Origin of the sequence: Herbaspirillum sp. GW103, from assembly GCF_000261365.1 — a bacterium.
Taxonomy (GTDB): Bacteria; Pseudomonadota; Gammaproteobacteria; order Burkholderiales; family Burkholderiaceae_D; genus Herbaspirillum.
Genome location: NZ_AJVC01000001.1, coordinates 212,298 through 225,998, shown reverse-complemented (window position 1 = coordinate 225,998; position 13,701 = coordinate 212,298). Strand labels below are relative to the sequence as shown.

At 63.0% G+C, this 13,701-nt stretch carries 17 protein-coding genes; 13 read left to right on the top strand and 4 right to left on the bottom strand.

Translation table 11 applies throughout. The features are described 5' to 3' along the window. The first annotated feature begins 9 nt into the window (after nucleotides 1–9). The 5 genes from GWL_RS01000 (at nucleotide 10) to upp (ending at nucleotide 5,138) form a co-directional block, all read left to right on the top strand. Nucleotides 10–1,041: an aminoglycoside phosphotransferase family protein gene (locus GWL_RS01000; protein ID WP_008325660.1), complete on the top strand. Its 1,032-nt coding sequence runs from the start codon at nucleotides 10–12 to the stop codon at nucleotides 1,039–1,041. Between the two features lie 10 nt (nucleotides 1,042–1,051). Further along, a complete protein-coding gene (gene murU, locus GWL_RS00995; RefSeq protein ID WP_034349671.1) occupies nucleotides 1,052–1,768 on the top strand; it encodes an N-acetylmuramate alpha-1-phosphate uridylyltransferase MurU in 717 nt (238 codons plus the stop codon). After that, nucleotides 1,765–3,111 carry a Xaa-Pro aminopeptidase gene (pepP, locus tag GWL_RS00990; protein WP_008325658.1) on the top strand — a complete coding sequence of 449 codons (1,347 nt, stop codon included), beginning with the start codon at nucleotides 1,765–1,767 and terminating at the stop codon, nucleotides 3,109–3,111. The genes murU and pepP overlap by 4 nt, the downstream gene beginning before the upstream one ends. 107 nt (nucleotides 3,112–3,218) lie before the next feature. Next, on the top strand, nucleotides 3,219–4,367 hold the full coding sequence (locus tag GWL_RS00985; RefSeq protein WP_008325657.1) for an FAD-dependent monooxygenase: 1,149 nt from the start codon (nucleotides 3,219–3,221) through the stop codon (nucleotides 4,365–4,367). Nucleotides 4,368–4,490: 123 nt separating this feature from the next. After that, entirely contained in the window at nucleotides 4,491–5,138 is a 648-nt protein-coding gene (upp, locus tag GWL_RS00980) for a uracil phosphoribosyltransferase (protein WP_008325656.1), read from the top strand. Nucleotides 5,139–5,228: 90 nt separating this feature from the next. Here the strand turns inward: upp and GWL_RS00975 are convergent, their stop codons facing one another. From GWL_RS00975 to GWL_RS00960, 4 genes are all read right to left on the bottom strand, one after another. Beyond that, the gene (locus GWL_RS00975; protein WP_008325655.1) at nucleotides 5,229–6,668 is read right to left on the bottom strand and encodes an NAD(P)(+) transhydrogenase (Re/Si-specific) subunit beta; all 1,440 of its coding nucleotides are present in this window, start codon (nucleotides 6,666–6,668) and stop codon (nucleotides 5,229–5,231) included. Continuing rightward, a complete protein-coding gene (locus GWL_RS00970; protein ID WP_006461707.1) occupies nucleotides 6,665–6,979 on the bottom strand; it encodes an NAD(P) transhydrogenase subunit alpha in 315 nt (104 codons plus the stop codon). The genes GWL_RS00975 and GWL_RS00970 overlap by 4 nt, the downstream gene beginning before the upstream one ends. A 60-nt stretch (nucleotides 6,980–7,039) precedes the next feature. Beyond that, a complete protein-coding gene (gene panD / locus GWL_RS00965) occupies nucleotides 7,040–7,402 on the bottom strand; it encodes an aspartate 1-decarboxylase (protein WP_008325650.1) in 363 nt (120 codons plus the stop codon). Between the two features lie 84 nt (nucleotides 7,403–7,486). After that, nucleotides 7,487–8,602 (bottom strand): Re/Si-specific NAD(P)(+) transhydrogenase subunit alpha, encoded by a 1,116-nt coding sequence (locus GWL_RS00960; RefSeq protein ID WP_008325649.1) that lies wholly within the window; start codon nucleotides 8,600–8,602, stop codon nucleotides 7,487–7,489. 167 nt (nucleotides 8,603–8,769) lie between these two features. On the opposite strand from GWL_RS00960, the gene GWL_RS00955 reads away from it, so the two are divergent. The 8 genes from GWL_RS00955 to GWL_RS00920 all read left to right on the top strand — a co-directional run bounded on the left by GWL_RS00955 (nucleotide 8,770) and on the right by GWL_RS00920 (nucleotide 13,472). Continuing rightward, nucleotides 8,770–9,258, top strand: a complete 489-nt coding sequence (locus tag GWL_RS00955; protein ID WP_008325648.1) for an NUDIX hydrolase — start codon at nucleotides 8,770–8,772, stop codon at nucleotides 9,256–9,258. A gap of 57 nt (nucleotides 9,259–9,315) precedes the next feature. Next, nucleotides 9,316–10,422, top strand: coding sequence for a tRNA 2-thiouridine(34) synthase MnmA (gene mnmA, locus GWL_RS00950; RefSeq protein ID WP_008325643.1), 1,107 nt, complete (start codon nucleotides 9,316–9,318; stop codon nucleotides 10,420–10,422). Nucleotides 10,423–10,641: 219 nt separating this feature from the next. Beyond that, nucleotides 10,642–10,830, top strand: a complete 189-nt coding sequence (hemP, locus tag GWL_RS00945) for a hemin uptake protein HemP (protein WP_008325641.1) — start codon at nucleotides 10,642–10,644, stop codon at nucleotides 10,828–10,830. Nucleotides 10,831–10,928: 98 nt separating this feature from the next. Then, a complete protein-coding gene (locus GWL_RS00940) occupies nucleotides 10,929–11,249 on the top strand; it encodes a hypothetical protein (protein WP_008325640.1) in 321 nt (106 codons plus the stop codon). 46 nt (nucleotides 11,250–11,295) lie between these two features. Further along, nucleotides 11,296–11,523 (top strand): bacterioferritin-associated ferredoxin, encoded by a 228-nt coding sequence (locus GWL_RS00935; protein ID WP_008325638.1) that lies wholly within the window; start codon nucleotides 11,296–11,298, stop codon nucleotides 11,521–11,523. A 9-nt stretch (nucleotides 11,524–11,532) separates the two neighbouring features. Continuing rightward, on the top strand, nucleotides 11,533–12,231 hold the full coding sequence (locus GWL_RS00930) for an energy transducer TonB (RefSeq protein ID WP_008325637.1): 699 nt from the start codon (nucleotides 11,533–11,535) through the stop codon (nucleotides 12,229–12,231). A gap of 93 nt (nucleotides 12,232–12,324) precedes the next feature. Next, a complete protein-coding gene (locus GWL_RS00925; protein ID WP_008325634.1) occupies nucleotides 12,325–13,056 on the top strand; it encodes a MotA/TolQ/ExbB proton channel family protein in 732 nt (243 codons plus the stop codon). After that, nucleotides 13,056–13,472 carry a biopolymer transporter ExbD gene (locus GWL_RS00920; protein WP_008325633.1) on the top strand — a complete coding sequence of 139 codons (417 nt, stop codon included), beginning with the start codon at nucleotides 13,056–13,058 and terminating at the stop codon, nucleotides 13,470–13,472. Before GWL_RS00925 ends, GWL_RS00920 begins: the two co-directional genes overlap by 1 nt. Nucleotides 13,473–13,701: the final 229 nt, after the last annotated feature.

The following is a 13,701-nucleotide window of genomic DNA, read 5'->3' as shown; positions in this document are numbered from 1 at the left end:
AGATAGTTCATGTCTTCACCTGGTTCCACCCCCGATCTCCGCCTGTCCGAACTGCAAGCCTGGCTGGCCACCCTGGCCGATACCCCGGTGCTGTCCGCCACCCTGCGCCCGGCCTCGGCCGACGCCAGCTTCCGCCGCTATTTCCGGGTGGATACACCCGAGGGCGGCAGCGCCATCGTGATGGATGCCCCGCCGCCGCAGGAGGACGTGCGCCCCTTCGTGAAAGTCGCCGGCCTCTTCGGCGAGACCGGGGTGACCGTGCCGAAGGTACTGGCGCAGGATACCGAGCGCGGTTTCCTGCTGCTCTCGGACCTGGGTTCCACGACCTACCTCTCGCAGCTCTCGGCCGACAGCGCGCACGCACTATACATGGATGCGATCGAGGCCCTGGTACTTTTACAAGCGCAAAGCAAGCCCGAAGCCCTGCCCGAATACGACCGTGCCCTGCTGCTGCGGGAGCTGGAGCTGTTTCGCGAGTGGTACATCGGCAAGCACCTGGGCGTGACGCTCACCGACGAGCAGAACGCGGTGCTGGACAAGACCTTCGACGCCATCCTGGCCAACAACCTGGCCCAGCCGCAGGTCTACGTGCACCGCGACTACCATTCGCGCAACCTGATGGTGCTGCCCAAGGGCAACCCCGGCATTCTCGATTTCCAGGATGCGGTCTATGGCCCCATCACCTACGACCTGGTCTCGCTGCTGCGCGATGCCTACATCCAGTGGGATGAAGAGATGGTGCTGGACTGGGCCATCCGCTACTGGGAAAAGGCGCGCCGCGCCGGCCTGCCGGTCACGCCCGACATCGATACCTTCTACCGCGACTTCGAATGGATGGGCCTGCAGCGCCACCTGAAGGTGCTGGGCATCTTCGCCCGCCTGTGGCACCGCGACGGCAAGGATGGCTACCTGAAGGACATCCCGCTGGTGATGGAATACACCCTCAAGACCGCGCGCCGCTACGTGGCCTTCACGCCCCTGGTGCGCCTGATCGAGAAGCTGGAGCAGGAACACGCGCCCAAGTTCGGCTACACCTTCTGAGGCTGCGACCATGAAAGCCATGATCTTCGCAGCCGGGCGCGGCGAGCGCATGCGTCCGCTGACCGATACCTGCCCCAAGCCGCTGCTCAAAGTCCGTGGCCGCCCCTTGATCGTCTGGCAGATCCTCTCGCTGGTACGCGCCGGCATCACCGAGATCGTCATCAACCACGCCCACCTGGGCCAGATGATCGAAGACACCCTCGGTGACGGCAGCCGCTTCGGCGCCAGACTCTTTTATTCACCGGAAACCACGGCCCTGGAAACGGCAGGCGGTATCGCCCAGGCGCGCCACCTGCTGGGTGAAGAACCTTTCATAGCGGTCTCAGGCGACATCTGGTGCCCGCATTTTGACTACAGCGAACTGCTGACCGTGCTGGAAGACGAAGACCCGTGGGGCAACCCGCTGCCGCAAGACCAGCGCGACATGGCCTGGCTGTACCTGGTCAAGAATCCGCCCTTCCACCCCGAGGGCGACTTCGCCCTGAACAACTTTGCGCTGGCCAACGAAGGCCAGCCCAAGCTGACCTTTGCCAACATCGGCGTGTATCGCCCGCAGATGTTCGATGGCATCGCCCCCGGCACCCATGCCAAGCTGGGACCGCTGCTGCGCCAGTATGCCGACCAGGGCCGCATCGGCGGCGACGTCTACCGGGGCCAATGGCACAACGTCGGCACCATCGAACAACTGGAAGCACTGAACCTGCCACCGCAAGGAAACCGACCATGAGCTTCGACGCCTCCCCCTTCGCCGCCCGCCGCGCCCGCCTGTTGGCCAGCCTGCAACAAGCCGGGGGTGGCGTGGCCATCATCCCGACCGCGCCCGAGGTGATGCGCAACCGCGATGCCGATTATCCGTATCGCCATGACAGCTATTTCTACTACCTGACCGGCTTTACCGAACCCGAAGCGGTATTGGTGCTGGTGGCCGGCCAGGAAAACCGCAGCATCCTGTTCTGCCGCGACAAGAACCTGGAACGCGAGATCTGGGATGGCTACCGCCACGGCCCGCAGGCCGCGCAGCAAATGTTCGCGCTGGATGCAGCCCACCCCATTGAGGAGCTGGACAAGAACATGCCCGCCCTGCTCTCCGACGCCCGCGCCGTCTATTACGCGCTGGGCCAGGATGAGAAGCGCGATGCCCAGTTGCAGCGCTGGCTGCAAGGCGTGCGCGCCCTGGCACGCAGCGGCGTGTCCGCACCTGGCGCGGTGGTCGATGTGAGCGTGCTGCTGGACGATATGCGCCTGTTCAAGGATGCCTTTGAGATCGACGTCATGAAGCGCGCCGGCATCATCTCCGCCGAAGCGCATTGCCGCGCCATGCGCATCTGCCGCCCCGGCCTGCGCGAATACCATCTGGAAGCCGAACTGCTGCACGAATTCCGTCGCAACGGTTCGCAATATCCGGCCTACGGTTCCATCGTCGCCACCGGCGCCAACAGCTGCGTGCTGCACTATCGCGCGGGCGATGCCGAAATCAAGGACGGTGACCTGGTCCTGATCGATGCCGGCTGCGAACTGGACAGCTACGCCTCCGACATCACCCGCACCTTCCCCGCCAATGGCAAGTTCAGCGGACCGCAGAAGGCGCTCTACGAGATCGTGCTGGCCGCACAAGCCGCCGCCGTCGCCGAGACCGCTCCCGGCAAGCGCTTCATGGATGGCCATGACGCCGCCGTGCGGGTGCTGGCGCAAGGGATGCTCGACACCGGTCTGCTGGACAAATCCAAGGTCGGCTCGCTGGACGACGTCATCGAAAAAGGCGACTACCGCCAGTTCTACATGCACCGCACCGGCCACTGGCTGGGCATGGACGTGCATGACGTGGGAGATTACCGCGACCCGGCCACGGCCGACGGCAACAAGCCATGGCGCACGCTGCAACCGGGCATGGTGCTGACCATCGAGCCGGGCATCTACGTGCGTCCGGGCGAAGGGGTGCCGGAGCAGTTCTGGAACATCGGCATCCGCATCGAGGATGACGCCCACGTCACGCCATCGGGCTGCGAACTCCTGACCACGGGCGTGCCCAGCAAGGTCGAGGACATTGAAGCGCTGATGCGCCAGGGCTGAAGCGAGCGCCTGCGCAGACCGCGCATGCGCCGGATCAAGCCCGGCCGGCGCGGCTCCGCTACAATGACGCCTTCTTGAATCTTCTGTAGAAGGCATCTCCCGGCATCATGGAATCCGTCGATTTCGACCTGATCATCTGCGGCGGCGGCCCGGTCGGCCAGAGCGTGGCCGGCCTGCTGGCCCGGCGCCAATTGCCTGCCGAGCGCATCGCGCTGGTGGACATGAAGTCGCCCGAGCAAGCCGCCGCCGACCCGCGCACCATCGCCCTCTCCTACGGCAGCCGCCAGATCCTCGACGAACTGGGCGCCTGGAACGATATCGGCCGCAGCGCCACTGCCATCCAACAGATCCACGTCTCACGCCGAGGCCACTTCGGACGCACCCTGCTGGACCGCAAGGATTACCAGCTGCCCGCGCTGGGCTATGTGGCGCACTATGGCCAGGTCAACCGCGCCCTGGCCTCAGCCATCACGCCGCTGGGACTGAGCCTGATGCGCCCGGCCGAGGCGCAAGACATCGCGGAAGACGACGATCACGTCGCCGTCACCCTGAAGGATGGCCGCGTGCTGCGCGCGCAATTGCTGATCCAGGCCGAGGGCGGTGTCTTCGGCGAGCAACAGCAAAAGACTTTGCAGCGCGATTACCAGCAGTTGGGCATCATCGCCCACGTGCTGGCCGATGGCGTCATCGCCCATCGCGCCTTCGAACGCTTCACCGATGAAGGCCCGCTGGCCCTGCTGCCGCAGGACGACGGCTATGCGCTGGTCTGGTGTGTGCGCCCGGCCACCGGCGAGCAATTGATGGCGCTGGACGATGCGGCTTTCCTGGCGGCCTTGCAGCGCACCTTCGGCCAACGGGTCGGCCGCTTCACCCACATCAGCGCGCGCCATGCCTTCCCGCTTGGCTTGAATGCCCGTCCCGGCCAGAGCCGGCGCGTGGTGGCCATCGGCAATGCCGCGCAAACCCTTCATCCGGTAGCGGGCCAGGGCTTGAACCTGGGCCTGCGCGATGCCCGCGTGCTGGCCGACGTGCTGGCGCGCGAGATTTCTCCCCAAGCCTTGCAGGCGTTCGAGCGCCAACGCGGCCAGGATCGCGGCCTGACCATCCGCCTGACCGACCTGATGGCCCGCATCTTTGCCGGATCGCCCCAGGGCTCGCCTCTGCAGGCCGCTCTGGGCTTGTCCCTGGGCGCCATCGACCTGCTCCCGGCAGCACGCGGGCTGCTGGCGGAACAGATGATGTTCGGTCGCCGATGAGGTGAACAATGCTGCATATGCGCGACGTCCTGTCGTCGCGCAGGCGGTCAGGAAATGCGACAATGCTGACTTGCGGCGCCCGCCGCTCCACTGAGCACTCCATCCAGCAGACACGCATTTGCCATGAAACAAGACCCGCGCTTCAAGAATCTCTTCATCCTCGACCACCCGCTGATCCAGCACAAGCTCTCGCACATGCGCGACAAGCGCACCTCCACCCGCACCTTCCGCGACCTGCTGCGCGAGATCACGCTGCTGATGGGCTATGAAATCACACGCGACCTGCCGCTGACCACCGAGACCATCGAAACCCCGCTGGTAACCTATGAAGCCCCGGTGATCGCCGGCAAGAAGCTGGCCGTGGTGCCGGTGCTGCGCGCGGGCGTGGGCATGAGCGATGGCCTGCTGGAACTGATCCCCTCGGCGCGCGTGGGCCATATCGGCGTCTATCGCGACGAGAACCACAAGCCGGTGGAATACCTGGTGCGCCTGCCGGACCTGCAAGACCGCATCATGATCCTGTGCGACCCGATGGTGGCCACGGGCAACTCGGCCGTCTATGCCGTGGATGCGCTCAAGAAGCGTGGTGTGCCGGCTTCGCACATCGTTTTCGTGGCGCTGGTGGCGGCCCCGGAAGGCGTACAGGTGTTCGCTGATGCGCATCCGGATGTGAAGCTTTACGTCGCTTCTCTGGATTCCCACCTGGATGAGGATGCCTACATCGTCCCAGGACTGGGCGATGCGGGGGATCGCATTTTCGGTACCAAGTAAGCGGCACTCTCCGCCTGGGCGGAAGCAAAGAAAAACGGGCTGCGCAATCACTGCGCAGCCCGTTTTCATTTCTGCTGGAACAGACCAGACTCAGTCCACCGCCTTGACCATATCCTCGATGACCTTCTTGGCATCGCCAAAGACCATCATGGTCTTGTCCATGTAGAACAGTTCATTGTCCAGGCCGGCATAACCGGCGGCCATGGAGCGTTTGTTCACGATCACGGTCTTGGCCTTGTAGGCTTCCAGGATGGGCATGCCGGCAATGGGTGACTTGGGATCCTTGGCCGCCGGGTTGACCACATCGTTGGCGCCCAGCACCAGCACCACGTCGGCCTGGGCGAATTCGCTGTTGATGTCTTCCATCTCGAACACTTGGTCATACGGCACTTCGGCTTCAGCCAGCAGCACGTTCATGTGGCCGGGCATGCGTCCCGCCACCGGGTGGATCGCGTATTTCACGGTCACGCCGTTGTGGGTCAGCTTTTCGGTCAATTCCTTCAGTGCGTGCTGCGCACGTGCCACGGCAAGCCCGTAACCTGGCACGATGATGACGGTTTCTGCATTTCCCATCAGGAACGCCGCATCATCGGCCGATCCCGACTTGACGCTGCGCTGCTGCTGCGCCCCGCCACCGGCGGCGGCCGCTTCGCCGCCAAACCCGCCCAGGATCACGTTGAAGAAGGAGCGGTTCATCGCCTTGCACATGATGTAGGAGAGGATCGCGCCGGATGAACCGACCAGCGAACCGGCGATGATCAGCATGGAGTTGTTCAGCGAGAAGCCGATACCCGCCGCTGCCCAGCCGGAATAGCTGTTGAGCATCGAGACCACCACCGGCATGTCCGCCCCGCCAATCGGGATGATGATGAGCACGCCCAGCGCAAAGGCAATGGCCGCCATGATGATGAAGGGCAGCCAGTTTTGCGTGAGTACGAAGATGATGCCGAAGCCGATCATGGCCACCGCCAGCAGCAGGTTCAGGAAATGCTGGCCGGCGAAGTTGACCGGCGCACCCTGGAACAGGCGGAACTTGTACTTGCCCGAGAGCTTGCCGAAGGCGATCACCGAACCCGAGAAGGTGATGGCCCCCACGAAGGTACCGATGAACAGTTCCACCCGGTTACCCACCGGGATCAGCTGCCCGTGCGCCGAAATGCCCAGCGCCCACGGCTCGGCCACCGCCGCCACCGCGATACAGACCGCCGCCAGACCGATGAGCGAGTGCATCGCCGCCACCAGTTCGGGCATCTTGGTCATCTCCACACTGCGCGCCAGATAGGCGCCGATGCCGCCACCTACGATCACGCCACCGGCCACCAGCAGGTAGCCGATGTCGCCGGACGGATTGCCGCCCTCGCCCTTGAGCTTGACGATCAGCGCCAACGTGGTCAGCACCGCGATGACCATGCCGGCAATGCCGAAGCTGTTGCCACGACGCGCCGTGGCCGGGTGCGAGAGGCCCTTCAGGGCCTGGATGAAACAGATCGATGCGATCAGGTACAGCAGGGTCACCAGGTTCATGCTCATGCTTGTTCTCCCGACTTGGCCTTGGGCTCTTTCTTCTTGAACATTTCCAGCATGCGCTGGGTCACCATGAAGCCGCCAAACACGTTGACCGCCGCCAGCGCCACGGCCAGCGTACCGGCGATGCGGCCGACCGTGCCTTCAGTGAGGCCCGCCGCCAGCATGGCGCCGATGATGATGATGGCCGAGATGGCATTGGTCACCGCCATCAGGGGCGTGTGCAAGGCCGGGGTCACCGTCCAGACCACGTGGTAGCCAACGTAGATGGCCAGCACGAAGATGATCAGGTTGATGATGGTGTGGCTGACTTCCATGGTGTTCCTCCTTGTGAGGCAGCCCGCCGGTGAAACGGGCCGCATGGTTCTTGTCGAGGGTCAGATTGCCTTGAGGCTGGTGATGCGGTTCTTGTCGTCCACGAAGACCACCTTGGGCTTGTAGCTGGCGACTTCTTCATCGCTCATCGGGGCATAGGTACAGATGATGAGCAGGTCGCCCAGGTGCGCCAGGCGGGCAGCCGCGCCATTGAGTGAAATCTCGCCGCTGCCGCGCTTGCCGCGAATGGCATAGGTGGAGAAACGTTCACCATTGTTGACGTTGTAGAGTTCGATCTTCTCGAACTCGCGGATGTCGGCCGCTTCCAGCAGGTCTTCGTCGATCCCGCAGGAACCTTCATAGTTCAGGTCGCACTGGGTGACCGAGGCGCGATGGATCTTGGCGCGCAGCATGATGCGTTGCATGGACTTCTTCCTTCTTGATTCTGAATGTAATGGACTTGAGGGGGGCTAAACGCCCGGGTTTTCTGCCGACCCGGGCCGGCAGATTCATTTGCGCAGGATCTCGCCGCCCTGGCAGAGCAGCGTGGCCGCGACGATATCGTCTTCCTTGTTGATGACCAGCTTGCCCTCGGCGTCGATGATCAGCTTGAGGAAATCCAGCACGTTGCGCGCATACAGCGCCGAGGCGTCGGCCGCTACCAGGGCCGCCAGATTGCCTTCGCCGATGATGTGCACGCCGTGCTTGATGACGGTCTTGCCGGGTTCCGACAGGGGACAGTTGCCGCCCTGGTCGACTGCCATGTCCAGGATCACTGAACCGGGCTTCATGGCCTTGACCGTGTCTTCGCTGATGAGCACCGGTGCCTTGCGGCCGGGGATCAGGGCGGTGGTGATGATGATGTCGGCCTGCTTGGCGCGTTCGTGGACCAGCTCGGCCTGGCGCTTCATCCAGTCCGCAGGCATGGGGCGGGCATAGCCGCCCACGCCCTGGGCAATCTCTTTTTCTTCCTCGGTCAGGAAGGGCACGTCAAGGAATTTGGCGCCCAGCGATTCGATCTGTTCCTTGACCGCCGGACGCACGTCGGACGCCTCGATCACCGCCCCCAGGCGCTTGGCCGTCGCAATGGCCTGCAGGCCCGCCACCCCGGCGCCCATGATCAACATGCGCGCAGCCTTCACGGTGCCAGCTGCTGTCATCAGCATGGGCATGAAGCGCTGATAGGTGTTGGCGGCCATCAGCACGGCCTTGTAGCCGGCAATGTTGGCCTGCGAGGACAGCACGTCCAGCGATTGCGCGCGGGTGGTGCGGGGTGCGGCTTCGAGAGCGAAAGCGGTGAGGCCGGCGGCGGCCATGGCGGCGATGTTGTCGGCATCGAAGGGATTCAACATGCCGATGACCACGGTGCCCGGCTTGAGGCGAGCCCGTTCGGCCTCATTGGGGGCGCGCACCTTGAGCAGGATCTCGGCGGTGTAGACGGCTTCGGCGCTGCCGATGCTGGCACCGACGGCCACATAGGCCTCGTCGGGAATGCTGGACTTCACCCCGGCGCCGGACTCCACCATCACTTCGTGCCGGGCCGCCACCAGTTTCTTGACGGTTTCGGGGGTGGCGGCGACACGGGTTTCTCCGTCCCGGCTTTCGGCGGGGATCGCTATCCTCATTCCTGACTCCTTTTTTTGTGGATTCTTGGCCCAATCTTACACGACTCGCCTTGCCGGGCGAGAAATTGTCCAGCCTGCAAGAAAGCCTCGCGATGCCGCGCCACAGCGGCGCTGGCGCTGAAGAATGGGCCTCGACAGGGTAAAATGAGGGATTCACGAGGTCATCAATGTCTGAAGTCTGGAAACCCTCTGTCACCGTAGCCGCCATCATCGAGCGCGACGGGCGCTTTCTGATGGTGGAGGAACATAGCGCCGGCGGGCTGCGCATCAACCAGCCGGCCGGCCATCTGGAACCGGGCGAATCCCTGATCGAGGCGGCTGTCCGCGAGGCGCTGGAAGAATCGGCGCATGTCTTCACACCCACGGCGTTGGTGGGGACTTATCTTTCGCGCAACGTGTCGTCCTCGCGCGGTGGCCTGTCGGTCACCTACCTGCGCTTTGCCTTTGCGGGGACGGTCGGCGAGGCCCTGGACCGGCCGCTGGACGAGGGCATCGTGCGTGCCGTCTGGATGACACGCGACGAACTGGCGGCTTGCGCCGGACGACATCGCAGCCCATTGGTGTTGCGTTGCGTGGACGATTACCTGGCCGGCCAGCGCGCAGCGCTGGAACTGGTGCATACGGATCCCAGCGCCATCGGCACCCTGCCCGCCTGACGCGGGCGCATCACCTGGCGGACTTCTTTACGGGAGGCCGCATTGAACGGAAACAACATGAGCAAGAAAAGGGTAGTCATCGGCATGTCGGGCGGCGTGGATTCGTCGGTATCGGCATGGCTGCTGAAGGAACAGGGCTATGAAGTCATCGGCCTGTTCATGAAGAACTGGGAAGATGACGACGATTCGGAATACTGCTCCACCCGCGAAGACTGGATCGACGCGGTCAGCGTGGCCGATGTGGTCGGGGTGGATATCGAGGCAGTCAATTTTGCTTCCGAATACAAGGATCGCGTCTTCGCCGAATTCCTGCGCGAATACCAGGCTGGCCGCACGCCCAATCCGGATGTACTGTGCAATGCCGAGATCAAGTTCAAGGCCTTCCTCGACCATGCCATGAAGCTGGGGGCCGACCTGATCGCCACCGGCCACTACGCGCGAGTGCGCCAGGGGCCGCAGGGTGACTTCCAGCTGCTCAAGGCGCTCGACGCCAGCAAGGACCAGAGCTATTTCCTGCATCGCCTGAACCAGGAGCAACTCTCGCGCACCGTCTTCCCCTTGGGCGAGATCCACAAGACCGAAGTGCGCAAGATCGCCGAGCAGCTGCAATTGCCGAACGCCAAGAAAAAGGACTCGACCGGCATCTGCTTCATCGGCGAGCGGCCTTTCCGTGAATTCCTGAACCGTTATCTTTCCTACAAGCCCGGCCCCATCAAGACCGCCGATGGCAAGACCGTGGGTGAACACGTGGGCCTGTCCTTCTATACGCTGGGCCAGCGCAAGGGCATCGGCATCGGCGGCCTGAAGGCGCACCAGAACGCCGATGGCCATGGCGATGCCTGGTACGTGGCGCGCAAGGATGTGGACAACAACACCCTCTATATCGTCCAGGGACATGAGCATCCCTGGCTGCTCTCGCCGACGCTGTCGGCCGGACAGATCAGCTGGGTGGCCGGCCACGCGCCGCAACTGCCGGCACTGTCGGCCAAGACGCGCTACCGCCAGGCTGACGTACCCTGTGGCTTTGCCGATGCCGGCAGCAGCTTCTCGCTGGCCTTCGACACGCCGCAATGGGCGGTCACCCCGGGACAGTCGGCAGTGCTGTACGACGGCGACGTCTGTCTGGGTGGCGGCATCATCGAAAGCGCTGCCCTGCCGGACTGATCTTTCATCAAGGCAATTCTTGAACGCCCCGTGCGCGAACTTCGCGGCGGGGCGTTTTCTTTTGGGCAAGCTTGACAGCCTTGTTAGCCTTGAAGTGTTTCCCGCAAGACCCTAAATGATAAAAATTATCAATCAGGGCGATAAAAGGACTTGCAATCCCGCCGCAAATCGCAAATAATCTAAATAAGAATTGTTCGCATTTAATAGGAGGTGATTGTAATGAGCCAACTGAACGACAACAGCATGGACCGTCGCAACAAGCCGGGCACGACCGCCAACGGGACTCCGATCACACGCATCAAGAGCACGGACCTGTTCCGTCAGATGCGCGAACTGGAGATCGATCATGGCGGCCGCATCTACAAGCTGCGGCTGACGCAGTTGAACAAGCTGATCCTGACGGCGTAAGCCGGCAGCATCAAGACCAGGTGGATCCATAAACAGGCCAGCCAGTGTCGTCCGTCATGACGCACCGCCAGCCAAGCTAGCCCAGCGAGGAGAGTTTGATGGTCAACGAGAACATGACGTCCACATTCGTGGAACCGAGCAACGCACCGGCCCAGCCTGAACTTCTGGTGTCCGCCGTGCTGCATCTGATGTCGCACTACACCGCCAACAACAGCCAGGAAACGCAGAGCTGCGTGAAGCTGGCTTCGGTGATCGAAAGACACCTGAAGGCGCTGGCGGATTTGCCCAATCTGGCACCGGTGCTGCGGGCGACCTGCCAGCAGTTGTCGGAACAGTGGGCGCATGTGGTGGAACGGACGATGCCGCCACAGGAAAAATTCAACTTCTTCTCGCGCATGGTTGCAGGAGCGAGATCCTAGCCATCGTCAAGACAAGAGCCTGATGAAGCAGGCAGCAAGGCGTAAAATGATCGTATGTGTTTGTAACAACATCTCTGAAGGCAAGATCCATCAGGCGGTCGACGCAGGCATGACCTCCATGGCCGAGCTGCGCAAGCAGCTTGGCGTGGGGACTTGCTGCGGCAAATGCCATTCCTGCGCCAAGAACGTCCTGCGCGAATGCCTCAGCAGTTCCCGTCAAACACAGCAAGGTGCGCGTCCGATGGTGTTCCATCCCTCGCTGGTCGCCGCCTGATTCAGATCAATGAACGCCATTTCACCGTCTCTCATGAGTATCAGCCCACCCAGCGCCCTGATGCGCCAGGCACGCAAGATCGGCCCCCTGGGCCTGATCATCCTGTTGCACATCGCCTTTTTCTGGGCGCTGCAAAGCGGCCTGGTCCACCAGGTTGCCAGCGCCGTTCCCAAGGAAGTGATCGCCACCTTCATCGTCCCCGAGAAGGCGCCCGAACCCGCGCCGCCCAAGGCCGAGCCGGCCCCGCCCAAACCGGTGAAGATCGTCAAGAAGGTCGTGACCCCGCCCAAACCGATCCCGGTGACCGAAACCCCGGCCCCGACCGCCATCACCGCACCGCCGCAACCGCCGCAGCCTGCCGCCCCGGCGCCACAGGTGGCCGCCGAGCCGACCCCGGCGCCCGCCGCGCCGCCCGGACCGGTGCTGCCCAAGCAGATCACCTCCGGCATCGAATACATCGAGAAGCCCAACCCGACCTATCCCAGCGTCTCGCGCCGCATGGGTGAAGAAGGCGTGGTGGAGTTCCGCGTGACGGTCAACACCAGCGGCCGTGCCGAAAAGGTCGAGATCACCAAGTCTTCCGGTTATTCGCGCCTGGATGATGCTGCCCGCAACGCCATCATGCGCGCCGTCTTCAAGCCGTACATCGAAAACGGCCGTGCGATCACCGTCAGCACGGTCGGCAGCCTGGCCTTCCGCCTGAACTGAGCAAAGCATCTGGCCTGGCCGGGGTTTTCCCGGCCAGGCAGTCATTTCGTTTCATCATTCCCCATCTGATAGCCAAAAATAGAAGGAAACATCATGGAAGTTAGTCCGTACGGATTGGAAAGCCTCTGGGCCCAAGGCGATTTCGTTACCAAGGGCGTCGCCGTCCTGTTGCTGGCCATGTCGATTGCGTCCTGGTACGTGATCTTCACCAAGGCCTTCCAGCTGCTGCGTTTCCGCAAGGCCTCGGCCGCTGCCGGTCACCAGTTCTGGGATACCACCAGCCTGCCAGAAGGCGTCGCCACCTTGGGTCATGAAAATCCCTTCGCCGAAGTGGCCAAGGCCGGTGTTACCGCCATGAGCCACCACACCGCCCACAAGGGTCACCTGCATGACCAGCTGTCAGTGAGCGACTGGGTCACCCTGTCGCTGCGCCAGGCCATCGACGAAGCCTCCGGCAAGCTGCAGACCGGCATGGCCGTGCTGGCCTCGGTCGGCTCGACCGCACCCTTCGTTGGCCTGTTCGGCACCGTCTGGGGCATCTACCACGCGCTGGTGTCCATCGGCACCACCGGCCAGGCCAGCATCGACAAGGTCGCCGGTCCCGTGGGCGAAGCCCTGATCATGACCGCCCTGGGTCTGGCCGTGGCCATTCCCGCCACCTTCGGCTACAACGCTCTGGTGCGCGGCAACAAGACCACCATCGCCAAGCTCAACAAGTTCGGCTTCGACCTGCATGCCCTGTTCGTCACCGGTGCCCGCGCGGCCGGTGAAGATGGCCAGCCCAATGGCGGCAAGGCCAAGCTGACCGCCGTCGGGAGGGCATGATGGGCATGGGTTCCCTGTCCGATTCGGACGACGATTTCAATCCCGAGATCAACACCACGCCGCTGGTGGATGTGATGCTGGTCTTGCTGATCATCTTCATCATCACCATCCCGGTGATGAACCATGCGGTCAAGATCGATCTGCCCAAGGCCAGCAGCCAGCCGGACCAGGTCAAGCCGGAAAGCATCAATCTTTCCATCGACGCGGCCGGCAACGTGTTCTGGAATGAGGAAAAGATCGACAGCAGCGCATTGAGCGTGCGCATCGCCACAGCGGCCCAAAAGCAGCCGCAACCCGAAATCCACCTGCGCGCCGAGCGCACCACCCAGTATGAAAAGGTGGCGCAGGTGATGTCGGCCGTGCAATCCGGGGGACTCACCAAGATCGGTTTCGTGACCGATCCTGACAAGAAGTAATCCCCCGTCGCAAGCCCACCAGGGACTGCTGCCCGGCAAGGCGCATCCCCGCATCCGCCTGCCAGGCGGGCCTGCTCCCGGAAAACCTCCCTCGCGTCGCGAGGGAGGTTTTTTTTTGATTTTCAGTCAACGAGACAATCAAGGTAAGAATGATTACTGCTAATTCTTGATGAACAATCAAACCAACTCGACTATCATCCGACCGTCCGCGGTCCGGCAGCTATACGTC

Coding starts and splice junctions, on each gene's coding strand:
- GWL_RS00955 (WP_008325648.1), top strand. CDS start 8,770: ATGTCTGAAGTCTGGAAACCCTCTGTCACCGTAGCCGCCATCATCGAG.
- GWL_RS00920 (WP_008325633.1), top strand. CDS start 13,056: ATGGGCATGGGTTCCCTGTCCGATTCGGACGACGATTTCAATCCCGAG.
- hemP (WP_008325641.1), top strand. CDS start 10,642: ATGAGCCAACTGAACGACAACAGCATGGACCGTCGCAACAAGCCGGGC.
- GWL_RS00970 (WP_006461707.1), bottom strand. CDS start 6,979: ATGGAAGTCAGCCACACCATCATCAACCTGATCATCTTCGTGCTGGCC.
- upp (WP_008325656.1), top strand. CDS start 4,491: ATGAAACAAGACCCGCGCTTCAAGAATCTCTTCATCCTCGACCACCCG.
- GWL_RS00985 (WP_008325657.1), top strand. CDS start 3,219: ATGGAATCCGTCGATTTCGACCTGATCATCTGCGGCGGCGGCCCGGTC.
- GWL_RS00935 (WP_008325638.1), top strand. CDS start 11,296: ATGATCGTATGTGTTTGTAACAACATCTCTGAAGGCAAGATCCATCAG.
- GWL_RS00975 (WP_008325655.1), bottom strand. CDS start 6,668: ATGAGCATGAACCTGGTGACCCTGCTGTACCTGATCGCATCGATCTGT.
- GWL_RS00925 (WP_008325634.1), top strand. CDS start 12,325: ATGGAAGTTAGTCCGTACGGATTGGAAAGCCTCTGGGCCCAAGGCGAT.
- GWL_RS00940 (WP_008325640.1), top strand. CDS start 10,929: ATGGTCAACGAGAACATGACGTCCACATTCGTGGAACCGAGCAACGCA.
- mnmA (WP_008325643.1), top strand. CDS start 9,316: ATGAGCAAGAAAAGGGTAGTCATCGGCATGTCGGGCGGCGTGGATTCG.
- panD (WP_008325650.1), bottom strand. CDS start 7,402: ATGCAACGCATCATGCTGCGCGCCAAGATCCATCGCGCCTCGGTCACC.
- pepP (WP_008325658.1), top strand. CDS start 1,765: ATGAGCTTCGACGCCTCCCCCTTCGCCGCCCGCCGCGCCCGCCTGTTG.
- GWL_RS01000 (WP_008325660.1), top strand. CDS start 10: ATGTCTTCACCTGGTTCCACCCCCGATCTCCGCCTGTCCGAACTGCAA.
- GWL_RS00960 (WP_008325649.1), bottom strand. CDS start 8,602: ATGAGGATAGCGATCCCCGCCGAAAGCCGGGACGGAGAAACCCGTGTC.
- murU (WP_034349671.1), top strand. CDS start 1,052: ATGAAAGCCATGATCTTCGCAGCCGGGCGCGGCGAGCGCATGCGTCCG.
- GWL_RS00930 (WP_008325637.1), top strand. CDS start 11,533: ATGAACGCCATTTCACCGTCTCTCATGAGTATCAGCCCACCCAGCGCC.